The organism is Pseudofrankia coriaricola (genome assembly GCF_001854805.1).
GTDB lineage: Bacteria > Actinomycetota > Actinomycetes > Frankiales > Frankiaceae > Pseudofrankia.
Window position 1 is genome coordinate 30,196 of record NZ_MBLO01000253.1, and the last position, 13,420, is coordinate 43,615.

Annotated in this window: 11 protein-coding genes, 1 tRNA gene and 1 other RNA gene; 8 read left to right on the plus strand and 5 right to left on the minus strand. The window is 73.0% G+C overall.

The annotated features are described in order from the left end of the window. Positions 1-970 precede the first annotated feature (970 nt). Positions 971-3,364 (minus strand): DNA polymerase III subunit gamma and tau, encoded by a 2,394-nt coding sequence (locus BCD48_RS36470; RefSeq protein ID WP_071052960.1) that lies wholly within the window; start codon positions 3,362-3,364, stop codon positions 971-973. A 442-nt stretch (positions 3,365-3,806) separates the two neighbouring features. Further along, positions 3,807-3,903, minus strand: an RNA gene (gene ffs / locus BCD48_RS36475) — signal recognition particle sRNA small type. A gap of 128 nt (positions 3,904-4,031) precedes the next feature. Between ffs and BCD48_RS36480 the strand changes: the two genes are divergently transcribed. The 3 genes from BCD48_RS36480 to recR all read left to right on the plus strand — a co-directional run bounded on the left by BCD48_RS36480 (position 4,032) and on the right by recR (position 5,450). After that, a tRNA-Ser gene (locus BCD48_RS36480) sits at positions 4,032-4,116 on the plus strand. A 272-nt stretch (positions 4,117-4,388) separates the two neighbouring features. Continuing rightward, a complete protein-coding gene (locus BCD48_RS36485; RefSeq protein ID WP_071052961.1) occupies positions 4,389-4,784 on the plus strand; it encodes a YbaB/EbfC family nucleoid-associated protein in 396 nt (131 codons plus the stop codon). 66 nt (positions 4,785-4,850) lie between these two features. Continuing rightward, on the plus strand, positions 4,851-5,450 hold the full coding sequence (gene recR, locus BCD48_RS36490) for a recombination mediator RecR (protein WP_071052962.1): 600 nt from the start codon (positions 4,851-4,853) through the stop codon (positions 5,448-5,450). A gap of 31 nt (positions 5,451-5,481) precedes the next feature. Here recR and BCD48_RS36495 read toward each other — a convergent pair whose 3' ends face one another. Further along, positions 5,482-6,147, minus strand: coding sequence for a hypothetical protein (locus tag BCD48_RS36495; RefSeq protein WP_071052963.1), 666 nt, complete (start codon positions 6,145-6,147; stop codon positions 5,482-5,484). A 310-nt stretch (positions 6,148-6,457) separates the two neighbouring features. Here BCD48_RS36495 and BCD48_RS36500 point away from each other — a divergent pair, with 310 nt between their 5' ends. After that, the gene (locus tag BCD48_RS36500) at positions 6,458-6,919 is read left to right on the plus strand and encodes a hypothetical protein (protein ID WP_071052964.1); all 462 of its coding nucleotides are present in this window, start codon (positions 6,458-6,460) and stop codon (positions 6,917-6,919) included. Positions 6,920-7,029: 110 nt separating this feature from the next. Here BCD48_RS36500 and BCD48_RS36505 read toward each other — a convergent pair whose 3' ends face one another. Both BCD48_RS36505 and BCD48_RS36510 read right to left on the minus strand, forming a co-directional pair. Continuing rightward, on the minus strand, positions 7,030-8,052 hold the full coding sequence (locus BCD48_RS36505) for a zinc-binding alcohol dehydrogenase family protein (protein WP_071052987.1): 1,023 nt from the start codon (positions 8,050-8,052) through the stop codon (positions 7,030-7,032). 311 nt (positions 8,053-8,363) lie between these two features. Further along, a complete protein-coding gene (locus tag BCD48_RS36510; RefSeq protein ID WP_071052965.1) occupies positions 8,364-8,948 on the minus strand; it encodes a TerD family protein in 585 nt (194 codons plus the stop codon). Between the two features lie 344 nt (positions 8,949-9,292). Here BCD48_RS36510 and BCD48_RS36515 point away from each other — a divergent pair, with 344 nt between their 5' ends. The 4 genes from BCD48_RS36515 to BCD48_RS36530 all read left to right on the plus strand — a co-directional run bounded on the left by BCD48_RS36515 (position 9,293) and on the right by BCD48_RS36530 (position 13,355). After that, complete coding sequence (locus BCD48_RS36515) at positions 9,293-10,492, plus strand: ABC transporter ATP-binding protein (protein WP_198543542.1); 1,200 nt, start codon at positions 9,293-9,295, stop codon at positions 10,490-10,492. Continuing rightward, positions 10,489-11,235, plus strand: coding sequence for an ABC transporter permease (locus BCD48_RS36520; RefSeq protein ID WP_071052966.1), 747 nt, complete (start codon positions 10,489-10,491; stop codon positions 11,233-11,235). The genes BCD48_RS36515 and BCD48_RS36520 overlap by 4 nt, the downstream gene beginning before the upstream one ends. A 168-nt stretch (positions 11,236-11,403) precedes the next feature. Next, positions 11,404-12,753, plus strand: a complete 1,350-nt coding sequence (locus BCD48_RS36525) for a sensor histidine kinase (RefSeq protein WP_116271789.1) — start codon at positions 11,404-11,406, stop codon at positions 12,751-12,753. Then, the gene (locus tag BCD48_RS36530; protein WP_071052968.1) at positions 12,750-13,355 is read left to right on the plus strand and encodes a response regulator transcription factor; all 606 of its coding nucleotides are present in this window, start codon (positions 12,750-12,752) and stop codon (positions 13,353-13,355) included. The genes BCD48_RS36525 and BCD48_RS36530 overlap by 4 nt, the downstream gene beginning before the upstream one ends. Positions 13,356-13,420: the final 65 nt, after the last annotated feature.

Consider the following 13,420-nt stretch of genomic DNA (forward strand, 5'->3'; position numbering starts at 1 on the left):
AGCCTGGCCTGGCCCGGTGCGGGACGGCTCGCGCGCCAGCCCTTTCCAGCCTGTCGCAGCAGGCATGCCGCACACCGCCCATGGCATGCCGCGCCATGGGCACGACGTGCCATGGGCGGCACGGTATGGGCGAGCCACGGGCGGCACGCGGAGACCGTCGCCGCCTGCCCGTTCCCTCAGGGCCCAGCCCGTCAGAACCGTCAGGACGGTGCTGGGCCAACCCTCATGGCTGTTGGTCTCACGCTCCGCCCGGAACCGCCCGGGCGGAACCGGTCAGGCCTCCTGCTTGCCCTTGCGCTGACGCAGGAAGAAGCCACCGGTGGCCAGGGCGACCAGCAGGACGACGATGCCGACACGCTTCATGACAACCTCCGAAATACCTGTTGAAGACTTGTGGACGCCGACCCCTGGGGTCGGCGCCGCCGGATCAGGTTCCGACCGAATGTCACGGCGAAGTTTCCGCCCGGCATGGCCAGAGCATGCCACGCACCGCACGGCATCGAGGTACCGGCACCGGCACGTGCCCGGCTTACCCCAAAGATCCGGCGCGCCGACGGGTGCCGCGGACGGGTTCCCCGCCTCGACCGGCGTGGAATCGACCGGATGTCTCCACCGCCACATCAGCTAGACACCCGGCGTGGCCACCCGTTGTCACCCGGTTCGTCACTACTTGTGCGCAGGATCGGCGAGGGGACCGCCCAGGCCGCGCGGACCGGCCCAACCCATCCGTCTGGCGCGGGTCCAGGTCAAACCTGCATAGCACCCACCGGGGCGCCGCCTCACGGCGCCGTCCGCCGGGCTCCGCGAGGCGGCCGGAGGTCCTGACGGCGCGACGCGGCGCGGCGCGCAGGTCTACGACGACACGGTGGTGGTGATCCACCAGCCGCGTGCTGGCGGGCGAACATCGGCGCAGGCGGCGCTAGCCTGCCCCAGAATTCGGGGCGAGGGGGACAAACCCGCGTGGGATCGCTCAGCCGTCGCCGCGCTGCTCGATGACGGTCGCGCCGAGGCCGACCCGTAGCAGTTCCACGGCGGCGGCCTCACCCGTCAGGGTCGCGCCCGGATGCGTCGGCGCGTCCTCGTCGTCCGGCGACGGCTCGTCGGTCGCGTCGTCGCCCGCGCCGAAGGCCCTGGGCACCGCGGTCGTGGTGTGGGAGGGCGTGGCCACGGCCCCCCCGGCGGCCGCGGAGCCCCCAACCGTGGTCACGGCCACCGGGGCAGGTGCCGCCGTGAGGCCGAGTCCGGCGTCCTGGCGGGCAAACGTGGGGGCCGGTGCGGCGTCGAGCCCGGGACCGAGCGGTCCGCGTTCCGCCGTAGCGATGGCGGAGCCAGCGAACCCACCCGCCCTGCCGGCGACACCGGCCTGGAGGGGTGGCTGCACCCCGCCGCCCGCGAGGCCGGCGCCGTATCCGGCTGACGGCTGCGGCTGCGCGGCGTAGCCGGTCGGCGGGCGGACCCCTTGGCCCGGCTGCGGTCCCGACCAGGCGGCCGCCGCCGGCGAGGGCGGCGGCCCGGGCGGCGTGGGCCCGGGCGGCGTCGGACGGCCCGGGCCGTCGGCCGTCGGCGCGTGGCCAGTCGGCGCGCCAGCGGGTCGGCCCGGCCCGCCCCGGGCGCCGCCGGCGCCGGGACGCCCGCCGCTCGCGCCGGGCTCGCCGATCGTCACCCGCCACGCGCCGCCGAACGTCTCGGCGAGCGCCTCGGCCAGCACATCGGCATGGTTCCCCTGGCTGAACACCTTGGCCATCGGGGGTGTCGAGAGCGCGAGAAACACCTCGTTCGACCGGACCTCGAGCACACTGACGTGCTCTACCAGGAGGCTCGCTGTCACCACCCTGCGGCGCCGTGTCGCGGCGAGCACCTGGTCCCACCTGGCACGCACAGTTGCCGCCTCAGGCCCGCCACCACCGTCGGCCGCGGCCGGCCGCTGTGCTGGCTGCGCGGCCGGCGGAGGCGGCGACTGCCGCCCGGCGGGGGCCGTCGGCCCGCTCGCCGGGCCGCCCCAGCCGCCGCCCGGCCGAGGCGCAGGGGCTCCATCAGCCGGCCCGGTCGACGGAGCCGGCCTGGGCTCGGCCGCGTGCGCGAGCGCGGGCGCGGATGCCGGCGGGCGTGTGCTCGGGGTGTACGGAGCCGGCGGCGCGGGCGAACCGACCGGAGCCGTGGGCTCGGCCGCGGAAGCGGAGGCGGGGGTCACCAAGGCCGGCGCGCCCGCGGCCTGGCCGCGCTCGAGCCGTTCCAGGCGGACGAGCAGCGCGGCCGGGTCGGTCGCGGCGCCCGGCAGCAGCACCCTGGCCAGGACGAGCTCGAGCAGCAGCCGAGGGCTCGCCGTCCCGCGCATCTCCGCGAGGCCGGCGTGCAGCACGTCGGCGGTCCGCGACAGCTCCGCCGGGCCGACCCGGCCCGCCTGGGCCTTCATTCGGTCGATCTGATCGGACGAGAAGGCATCGAGGAGGCCGCGCTCGACCGCGTCGGGCACAGCGTTGATCAGAATGAGGTCGCGCAGCCGCTCCAGCAGGTCCGCGGTGAAGCGGCGCGGGTCGTGCCCCGACCCCACGACCTTGTCGACGACGGTGAACAGCGTCGCCCCGTCGCGGACGGCGAGCGCGTCGACGGTCTCGTCGAGCAGCACGCCGTCGGTCATCCCGAGCAGCGCGACCGCCCGGTCGTAGCGCAGCCCCTCTGGGCCAGCGCCCGCCAGCAGCTGGTCGAGCACCGACAGCGAGTCACGCACCGAGCCGGCGCCGGCTCGGACCACCAGCGGGAGCACCGACGGGTCGACCTCGGCGCCTTCCTGGGCGCACACCGAAGCCAGGTGGTCGCGTAGTACCCCCGGCGGCACCAGCCGGAAGGCGTAGTGATGCGTCCTGGACCGGATGGTGGCGATCACCTTGTCCGGCTCGGTGGTCGCGAAGATGAACTTCAGGTAGGGCGGCGGCTCCTCGACGACCTTGAGCAGCGCGTTGAACGCCGCGGCGGTCACCATGTGCGCCTCGTCCACCACGAAGACCTTGAACCTGGCCGATGCCGGCGCGAAGAACGCGCGTTCCCGCAGGTCACGCGCGTCATCGACGAGGCCGTGCGAGGCGGCGTCGATCTCGGTGACATCCATCGACGAGCCGGTCCGGATGGACACGCACTGGTCGCACACACCGCATGGCTCAGGCGTCGGCCCCCGCTCGCAGTTGAGCGAGGCGGCAAGGATCCGCGCCGACGAGGTCTTGCCGCAGCCGCGCGGGCCGCTGAACAGGTAGGCATGGTGCAGCCGGCCGGTGCGCAGCGCCTGCATCAGCGCCGTCGTCACATGCTCCTGCCCGACGACCTGGCTGAACGTCGCGGGCCGGTACCGGTTGTACAGCGCTGTGCTCACAGCGTCTCGAGCTCACTCTGTCGCCGCACTCGCTCCGCCGCCTTCCTCGTCCCTCGGAAGGCAGCTCCGCGAGCTTGCTCCTGCGCTCGCCAACCCGCCCTCGCAGCCCGCGTCGCTACGTGCCCCGATCCGGTGCCTGGGCTGTCAGGGGAACGGGGCAAGGCCATTGTCCGCCTCCCACGACTACCGGTGCGGGGGCCACTCCGCCCCCAAGGCCGCGGCCCCCAAGATCGCGCGAAGCGCGACATCGGAGGTCCGGGAGCCACCCTCCCAGGCAGACATCACGAGCCCGCAAGCCACCCCTAACGACGACGAAGGACACCCCGCCGCGCCCGCAGGGCCGCGGCCCCCAAGGTCGCGCGAAGCGCGACATCGGGGGTCCGGGGGTCGCCCCCCGGGGCAGACATCACGAGCCCCGGGAAGCCGCCCAAAGGGCGGCGAACAGGAGGACCCCTCGCGCACCCGCCAGAGCCCGCTTATCCTTGCTGCCTTCCGGCCCTGGGGAGGTTCACGAGGATGACGCCACACGAGGGGTCTGCTCCGCAGTCTAGCCGGCCGGCGCCGATCTTGACGCCCGGGCCACCCCCGGCCTGAGACGCCTTCGAGATCGCTACCTGAGCCCCGCCCGCCAGCCCTCACCCGCCCGCGATCCGGTACTCTCGTCGGCGGAGGACTCGCCTAGTGGCCTAGGGCGCACGCTTGGAAAGCGTGTTGGGCTTACACCCTCGCGGGTTCGAATCCCGCGTCCTCCGCTCGGCGAGCCTGCTCGGTGCGGCGCACCTTCGCTTTGCGGAGGACGCAATATCTGCCCATGGGGGCGACCCCCTGGAACCCCCGGTGTCGGGCTTCGCCCGACCCACCGATCCACACAGCACCGCCACCACAACTCGGCACGGGACACCTTCGCTTTGCGGAGGACGCAGCATCCCCCAAAGGGCACCCTCGCACCCGGCCGTCGAGGCCTCATCAACCCTCAGGTCCGCGCGCACGCCGCACAGGGCGCCCACCGCATAGGATCATGGTCATGTCGAATCCTGGGGACCCGTTTGGTGGGCTCGGCGGTGACGCGGCCGGTGGTTTCGGGGCGCTCTTTGAGCAGGCGCAGAAGATGCAGGCCGCGATGGTCACCGCGCAGCGGGAGCTCGCCGAGGCACGGATCGAGGGCAGCGCGGGTGGCGGGCTGGTGACCGCGACCGTGAACGGCGGCGGCGAGCTGGTCGACCTGAAGATCAGCGCGCGGGCCGTCGACCCGGACGACACCGAGACGCTTGCCGATCTGGTGCTGGCCGCGGTGCGCGACGCCACGACGAACGCGCACAAGCTGGCCGAGCAGAAGATGGCGGCGGCCACGGGCGGGCTGGGCGACATACTCGGGGGGCCAGGCGGCGGCCTGCCGGGCGGCTTCCCCCAGCTCGGCTGACCACATCGGGTTTGGGCAGATTTCAGGGACCGACGGCGCTGACGGCGCGGGAACGGTAAGGCAAACGTGTATGAAGGCGTCGTCCAGGACCTGATCGACGAGCTCGGGATGCTTCCCGGGATCGGGCCGAAGAGCGCGCAGCGCATCGCGTTCCACATTCTCGCCGCCGACCCGGCCGACGTCCGCCGGCTCGCCAAGACGCTCATCGAGGTCAAGGAGAAGGTCCAGTTCTGCCGGATCTGCTTCAACGTGGCCCAGGCCGAGCTGTGCCGGATCTGCTCCGACCCGCGCCGCGACACGACGGCGATCTGTGTCGTCGAGGAGTCGAAGGACGTCGTCGCGGTCGAGCGGACCCGCGAGTTCCGCGGTCGCTACCACGTTCTGGGCGGGGCGATCAACCCGATCGGCGGCGTCGGCCCCGACGACCTGCACATCCGTGAGCTGATCGCGCGGCTGGCCGACGGCTCGGTGACCGAGCTGATCCTGGCGACCGACCCGAACACCGAAGGCGAGGTCACCGCGAGCTACCTCGCCCGCCAGATCGCCCCGATGGGCCTGACCGTCACCCGGCTGGCGAGTGGGCTGCCGATGGGCGGTGACCTGGAATGGGCGGACGAGGTGACCCTCGGCCGTGCCTTCGAGGGCCGCCGGACGGTCTCACCCTGAGCGCCGTGCCGGCCGGCCCGCCCGACCTGGGCTAGAAACCGAGGATCGGCGCGTAGGTGGAGCTGGGAATCGCCGACAACGTCAGCAGAACGACGCTGATATCCAGCTCGTCCGCCTCGGCGGAGAAGTGCCCGAGCATGCCACGGGTCAGATAGACCGGCTGGCCGCCGCGGCTGACCCGCACCCCGAAGACACCCGTCGCGCGCAGCCACCAGACCCTGTCGGCCGCTCTGATGCGCACCTGCCGGCGGTCGCGGCGCAGGTCGGCTACGAGCCTGCGCAATCGCGGATGGTCGGCCCGCGGCCGGCTAGGCTGGTCGACCGCGCCGGCGATCTCCCGGCCCGCGGCGTGAACCACCAGGCGAGCCGGCTCCGCCGTCAGTTCGATCAGCGAGCTTTCCCGCGAGATCTCCTGCCCGGCGGGCCACATCGTCGCCGGCCAGATTCCCTCCCCGGCGAGCACGCGCGCACCCAGCGGGCCGCCGGTCGGGTGCCCTGGCGGCAGCAGTGCGCCGACAACCATGCCGGCTCCGTCGAGCCGCCAGGCGACCGACACGACGGCGCCGGGCGCGAGGCCGGGCAGTGCCGGAGCGCGGGGGGCCGCTTCGGTGGAACTCGCGCGCACGGGCAGCATGCGCAGCATCCGGGTGGGAGTGACGTTGTGGATGAGGGTCCACGACTGGGTCAGACCGATCATGCCCGGCGCCTCCTCCAGCCATCCGCCAGCACGGCTCTGGAACGGGCGATCGGGCGAGCTAGGCGGCCCGGAATGTCCCGTGTCCAGCGTGAACCACGCTCCGCTTCCACCGGTGGACAGTCTGCCATCTGCCCCTTACGCATCGCAATACAAGTACATCTTGGGAGCTATCACGACATTCGATAACTCATACGGGTTGTCCGGAATGCCGACCGGGTCGCCCACCCCGGTCGCGACCCACCGGAAGCCGGATGACAGCGTGGAACGCGGAGCCGGCCCCAGCCGGTCATGTCAGGAGCGGGTACATCAGATGATCATCAGTTCACACGTCGGAGCGGGTGCCCTGGTCGGCATGGCCGTCCGCAGACCGGGGGCGGCGCTCGCCGCGGGCTTCCTGTCCCACCTTGTGATGGACGCGCTGCCGCACTGGGGCACCGGCCCGAACACCGAGCCAGAGTGGCTGCCGATCGCGAAGAAGGACGGCGTCGCGGGGCTCGCCGCGATGGCGCTGCTGACCGCGTCCGCACCGGCGGCCGTCCGGCTCGCCGTACTCGCCGGGATGACAGGCGCCTGCCTACCGGACACCGACAAGGTCGGTCGCTTCTTCGTCGGCCACAGCCCTTGGCCAGCCCGGTTCGACCATTTCCACGCGGCGATCCAGAACGAGGCCCGCCACCGTCTCCCCCGCGAGGTCGCCACCGCCGCCGCGCTCACGGCGATCAGCACGCTCACTCTGCGAGCCTGGTCCGCCCGCACCCCGCGGGCCGACTGAAGCCGCCGCCATCGGCGCCCGCCCCTGGGCGCGGGTCCGGCGGCTCGGAGTTCCGAACCCGGAGTTCCGGAACCCGGAGTTCCGGAGGCCGGGCCTCAGCGCGCCGGGAATCAGAGGTCAGGGAAGAGGACAGCGGCGCCGGTGACGCGGTCGGCGGCAAGATCCGCGAGGGCTCGGTCGGCGGCGGCGAGCGGGTAGGGCGTCACCGTCACCTCCAGCAGGTGACGGGCCGCGATCTCGAGGAACTCGGCGCCGTCGGCCCTGGTGTTCGCCGTGGTACTGCGCACCGAGCGTTCCTGGAACAGGTGGCGCTGGTAGTTCAGCGGGGGGACATCCGAGAGGTGGATCCCGGCGATGGACAGGGTGCCGCCACGGTCGAGCGCCTGGAGCGCGACCGGCACCAGCTCGCCGACCGGCGCGAACAGCACCGCCGCGTCGAGCGGCTCGGGCGGGGCGTCGTAGGCGCCGGTCGCCGAAGAGGCGCCGAGACTCAGCGCCAGCCGCTGGGCGTCCGCCGAACGCGTCATCACGTGCACGGTGGCTCCCTCGGCCCGTGCCACCTGGGCGGCAAGGTGCGCGGAGGCGCCGAAGCCGTAGATGCCGAGCCGTCCGCCCGGCGGCAGCTCCGCGCGCCGCAGCGCCCGGTAGCCGACGATCCCGGCGCACAGCAGTGGTGCGAGCTCGCCGTCGTCGTAGCCGGCCGGGAGCCGGTAGGCGTAGTCGGCGCTCACGACGGCGTACTGGGCATAGCCGCCGTCGGCGTCCCAACCGGTGTAGGTGGACGCGGGGCACAGGTTCTCCGCGCCGCGGCGGCAGTAGGCGCACGTGCCGTCCGTGCCTGCGAGCCAGGCGATGCCCAGCCGGCCATCCGGCCCGAGCCCCGGCCAGCGGGCCTCGATGTCGACACCGGGCCCGGCCTCGTCGAGCGTGCCGACGACCTCGTGGCCCGGAATGGTGAACGGACGCCGAGGCGCCAGATCACCCTCGGCGAGATGCAGGTCTGTCCGGCACACCCCACAGGCCTTCACACGCAACCGGACCTGCCCGTACCCAGGTTCGTGCACCGGCAGTTCGACCTGGCGCAGCGGCCCCGTGGCCGCCGGCCCCGGCCTCGCCACCTGCCAGCCCACCATCGTGTCCGCACCCGAGGTCACGACCAAAGCCTCTCACCGCGCACGCTGTCCGTCCGTCCGAGCATCCACGCACGCAAGGGCACGAGGACGACAGACGGCACGCAACCAGACGACCGTCGCCGAACAGCGCAACCCAGCCAAGAGCCCGACGCCGGTCCGGGCCAGCCCGGCACTTTCTGGTCCGGCCCGGAACCAACGCAAGGAGCAGGGTCCCTGCCGGATCGGCGGAGCTTGCGGAGCCGATCTGGGAGGTTAGGCTCAGCGCCCGATGTCTAAGCGCCGAGCGGTCGCGCAAGCGACCTCCGAGGCGCTTAGACGCTCACCCCGTAGTCGCGTGCGAGGCCGGCGAGGTCGGTGTGGCCCTGGCCGACAGCGCGGAACTTCCAGTCGGCGCCGTTGCGGTACACCTCGCCGAAGATGACGACCGTTTCGGTCGAGTAGTCCTCGGACAGGTCGTACCGGACGAGCTCGGTGCCGTTCTGGTCGACGACGCGGATGTAGGCGTTGCGGACCTGGCCGAAGTTCTGGGCCCGGTTGACGGCGTCGTAGATGGACACCGGAACGACGATCTTGGCGGCGTCGGCCGGGACGAGGCCGAGATTGATGACGACCGACTCGTCGTCGCCCTCGCCTTCGCCGGTCCGGTTGTCGCCGGACAGCTCGATCGCGCCATCGGGCGACTTCAGGTTGTTGAAGAAGACGAAGTGCCCGTCCGTGACGACCTTGTTGCTCTCGCTGACGGCGATCGCCGACGCGTCAAGGTCGAACTCGGTGCCGGTGGTGGTGCGGGCATCCCAGCCGAGGCCGACGGTCAGCGCCGTGAGCTGCGGGTTGCCGGCGTCCGCCGCCGTCTTCGTCAGGCTGACGTTACCGCCTTTGGCGAGGCTGATGGCCATGTATGAGTCCTTCCTGGCCGATCTGTTCCACAAGCATCGACGGCCATGACGGTGAGCAGCGCTGGTCGCGAACACCTTCGCACAATTCGTCCGGCCGATCAGCGGGCCCGTCGCGCGCCGGACAGCATGACCGGGCACCGGGACCACATCCGGGCACCTTCCACACCACATGACCACCGAAACCACACGGAGGCAACAACGTGGGCACCATCGTGGAACCGCCGGGGCCCGGCTGGCGAGGACCCGCCGGGCGCGCTGGAGAGACCGGGAGATGACGGATGTCATCGCGGGTTCGTGACGGTCATGACTGACGCGAGGATCGCCGTACCCAGCACCCTGCTGACATGCCCAGATTCAGTGCGTCGCGGCCGCCGCGAGACGAGCGCGCCGCCCATCAGGCCCGCGGCAGCGGCAGCGGCACCGGCACCGGCACCGGCACCGCGGCGTCTTCCCCCGCCCCGGCACCATCCGCACCATCCGCGCGGTCATCCTCCGCGCCCTCCAGAGCGGGGTCGCCCGGCGCCGCGCCGATCGTGCTCGACGGCGTCCACCGGGGCTACGGGGCGACGAAGGCCGTGGACGGTGTGAGCCTGGCCGTCCCCGCCGGCCAGGTCGTCGCGCTGCTCGGCCCGAACGGCGCCGGCAAGTCCACCACGATCGACATTCTGCTGGGCCTGACCAGGCCCGAGCGCGGCACGGTGAGCCTGTTCGGCCAGGAGCCTCGGCAGGCCTGCGCGAGCGGGCGGGTCGGGGCGATGCTGCAGAACGGGGGCCTGCTCCCCTATGCGACGGTCGGCGCGGTGCTCGACGCGCTGCGGGGGCTCTACCCTCGCCCGCTGCCCACCGCCGAGGCGCTGCGCCGCGCGGGCGCGACGGAACTCGCCGGTTCCCGCACCGAGCGGCTTTCCGGTGGCCAGCGCCAGCGGGTCCGGTTCGCGGCCGCGCTGCTGCCCGACCCCGACCTGCTGGTGCTCGACGAGCCGACGGCGGCGATGGACGTGGCCGCGCGGCTCGCGTTCTGGGCGGCGACGCGGGAGTGGGCGGCCGAGGGGCGCACCGTGCTGTTCGCGACCCATTACCTGGCCGAGGCCGACGACTTCGCCGACCGGATCGTGCTGCTGCGCGCCGGCAAGGTCGTCGCGGACGGCCCGACGACCGAGGTGAAGGGGCAGGTCGGCGGCCGGACGATCCGCGCGACGCTGCCCGGCGCCGAGACGGGCCGGCTCGCCGCGCTCGGCCCGCTGCCGGGTGTCACCAGGGCGGAGACCCGCGGCGAGACGATCGAGCTGACCTGCGCGGACAGCGACCGGGCGCTGCGGGCGCTGCTCGCCGCCGCCGCGGACGTCCGGGACATCGAGATCACGGGCGCCGGCCTGGAGGACGCCTTCGTCGCTCTGACCAGCGCGCCCGCGGGCCACGCCGCGCCAGCCCAGGCCGCGTCACTTCAAGGCACCGCATCACTTCAAGGCACCGCATCACCTCAAGGCACGTCGTCACCTCAAGGCACGTCACCCCAGGATTGGGCGAAGGAGACCTCGCGATGAACCCGGCTCTGCTGACCGCCCGCTATACCCGGTTCGAGATAGGCCGGATCTGGCGCAACCCGCGCTTCCTGATCTTCAGCGTGACGTTTCCGTTCATCATGTTCGCCGCCTTCACCTCGAGCGACGCCACCGACCGGCTTGGCGACATCACCGTCGGCCCATACGTCATGGTCAGCATGGCGACCTTCGGCGCGATGGTGTCCATCGTCGGCACCGCCGGGCGGATCGCGCTGGAGCGCGCAGGCGGCTGGAGCCGCCAGCTGCGGCTGACCGCGCTCACCGGCGGCCACTACCTGCTCACCAAGGTGATCACTTCCTTCGCGCTGGCGCTGCCCGCGCTGGTCGTGGTGTTCGTCGAGGCAGACGCGCTCGGCCGCGCCAAGCTGCCGGTGCACACATACTTCGTCGTCGGCCTGTGGGTGCTGATCGGCATGGTGCCGCTGGCGGCGTTCGGGATCTGGCTGGGCTACCTGCTACGCGCCGACAACGCGGCGCAGCTGTCCGGCGCGGTCTCCTCGCTGCTCGCGCTCGCCGGGGGCGTTTGGGTACCGGTCGAGCAGTTTCCCGACTGGATGGCCAAGATCGCGAAGGCGCTGCCGATGTACTGGACGGGCGACGCCGGCCGCGAGGTGATCGCCGGTAGCTGGCTCGGCTGGCACGGACTGGCCATCCTGGCGGTATGGACCGTGATACTCGGACGGCTCGCGGCGCGGGCCTACTCCCGTGACCAGCTGCGAGCCTGACACCCGGACGGGCCCTCGGGGGCGTGAGGCTCCGCCATCGTCGAGCCCCGTTCGGCCTGACCCGCCGACGCGGTCCTCCAGGCCGCGGGACCACGAGCCCACCGACTGGCCGGCCCCGGTTCGCGGCCAGCGCGGCCAGGTGGCCGCCGACGGCGGAGGGCGACGAGCGTGACGGCGAGTACCGGCATGGCGATGAGCGAGACGGTGAGTGAGCCGTCGCAGGACACGCTCACCGCGATCCGGCGGTTCTTCTTCGAACCGATCCGGGGGCAGAATGCGTTCGGGCGTGAGGCCGGCGTCGGCCGGTGGCGGCGCACCGCGGCGATCTGGCTGGTCTACCTCGGCTACTCGGTCGGCGACCTGTTCTCGAATGACCACCCGCCGCGGATAGCGCTCGGGCTGATCCTGCTGGCCGCGTTCGCGTACCTCTACGTCGGCCCGCTGCCCCGGGCGATGTTCGGCGGGCCGCGGCGCTACCAGGCGACGGTGCTGGTCGGGATGCCCGGCATCACCGTTGTCTACCTGGTCGTGCTGGGCCGCAGCGGGCTGGTGATGCCGGTCTTCGACTCCGTCGCCTTCGCCATGCTGCTGCTCCCGGTGATCGGGCTGCCGGTCATCCTGGTGATGGCGGCCGCGGTCACCTGGCTGCCTCAGTACGTCCCGAGCTGGGACCTGCACGGCGAGCAGTGGTCGCTCTCCGGGCCGATCCTGCTCGTGGTCTTCGCTCTCTACGTGATGCGTACCGGGACTCGGCACCAGATCGAGCTGTTCCAGGCCCGCCGGGAGATAGAGCGGCTGGCCAAGGAGCAGGAGCGGCTGCGGATCAGTCGGGACATGCACGACCTGCTGGGGCACGCGCTGACGACGATCACGGTGAAGGCCGAGCTCGCGGCGAGGCTCGTCGGCCGCGACCCCGACAGGGCGGCGGCCGAGATGGCGCAGGTGGCGGCACTCGGCAGGGAGGGGCTCGCCGACGTGCGGGCGGCACTGGCCGGCTACCGGCCGGTGAGCCTGGCCGGCGAGCTGGCCGCCGCGCGGGAGGTGCTCAGCGCCGCGGGCATCCGCGCCCAGCTGCCGGCGGCCGTCGAGGAGGTTCCGGTCGAGCTGAGCGAGCTGTTCGGCTGGGTGCTGCGGGAGGGAGTGACCAACGTCGTGCGGCACAGTGGCGCGCGATCCGTACAGGTAGCGCTGACGGGCAGGTCCATCGAGGTCGTCGACGACGGGCGCGGCCCCCTGCCGCGCGTCCCCGCGGGCCCGGCCGCGCCTGCCGGGCCTGCCGGGCCTGCCGCCCTCGTGCCGTCTGAGCGGACCGGAACCCACACGGCGCGGGCCGCCCCTGGCCATGGACTGGCGGGCCTCGCCGAGCGGGTCGCCGCCGCGGGCGGACGACTGGAGACCGGCTCCGCGCGGCCCGCGCCAGGCGACGCCGAGACGGACGCCGGCACCGACGCTGACGCCGCCCCCGGCGCTGTGGGCGGGGGCAGCGGGTTCCGGCTGCGCGCGGTGGTGCCCGCATGATCCGGGTGCTGCTCGCCGACGACCAGCACCTCGTCCGCGGGGCGCTCGCGGCGCTGCTGTCGCTGGAGGACGACATGGAGGTCGTCGGGCAGGTCGGCCGCGGCGACGAGGTCGCGGCGGCCGTCGCCCAGCTGCTGCCCGACGTCGTGCTGATGGACGTCGAGATGCCCGGCATCGACGGGCTGGCCGCCGCGGGCACGGTGCGTGCCACCCGGCCGGCCAGCCGGGTGCTCATCGTCACCACCTTCGGGAGGGCCGGCTACCTGCGCCGGGCGATGGAGGCCGGCGCGCTGGGTTTTGTCGTCAAGGACGCACCGCCGGACGCGCTCGCGGACGCCGTGCGCAGGGTCGCCCGGGGCGAGCGGGTCGTCGACCCGACGCTCGCCGCCGCGACGCTCGCCACCGGGCCGAGCCCGCTCACCGCGCGCGAGCGGGATGTCCTCGTCGCGGCGCGCGACGGGGCGACCGTGGCCGACATCGCCGGCCGGCTGTTCCTGTCTGAGGGGACGGTCCGCAACTACCTGTCCGCCGCGATCGCCAAGACCGGCGCCCGCAACCGCATGGAGGCTCTGCGCGCCGCCGAGGAGTCCGGCTGGCTCTGACCAGCACCGATGCGTCCTTCCGGCCGCCGGCGCCATGGGGCCGCCGAGACCATTCCGGGGCTGGC

What these genes read in the sequence shown, in the direction of transcription:
- BCD48_RS36485 (WP_071052961.1), top strand. Translation starts at nt 4,389, where the DNA reads ATGTCGAATCCTGGGGACCCGTTTGGTGGGCTCGGCGGTGACGCGGCC.
- BCD48_RS36495 (WP_071052963.1), bottom strand. Translation starts at nt 6,147, where the DNA reads ATGATCGGTCTGACCCAGTCGTGGACCCTCATCCACAACGTCACTCCC.
- BCD48_RS36500 (WP_071052964.1), top strand. Translation starts at nt 6,458, where the DNA reads ATGATCATCAGTTCACACGTCGGAGCGGGTGCCCTGGTCGGCATGGCC.
- BCD48_RS36505 (WP_071052987.1), bottom strand. Translation starts at nt 8,052, where the DNA reads ATGGTGGGCTGGCAGGTGGCGAGGCCGGGGCCGGCGGCCACGGGGCCG.
- BCD48_RS36510 (WP_071052965.1), bottom strand. Translation starts at nt 8,948, where the DNA reads ATGGCCATCAGCCTCGCCAAAGGCGGTAACGTCAGCCTGACGAAGACG.
- BCD48_RS36515 (WP_198543542.1), top strand. Translation starts at nt 9,293, where the DNA reads ATGCCCAGATTCAGTGCGTCGCGGCCGCCGCGAGACGAGCGCGCCGCC.
- BCD48_RS36520 (WP_071052966.1), top strand. Translation starts at nt 10,489, where the DNA reads ATGAACCCGGCTCTGCTGACCGCCCGCTATACCCGGTTCGAGATAGGC.
- BCD48_RS36530 (WP_071052968.1), top strand. Translation starts at nt 12,750, where the DNA reads ATGATCCGGGTGCTGCTCGCCGACGACCAGCACCTCGTCCGCGGGGCG.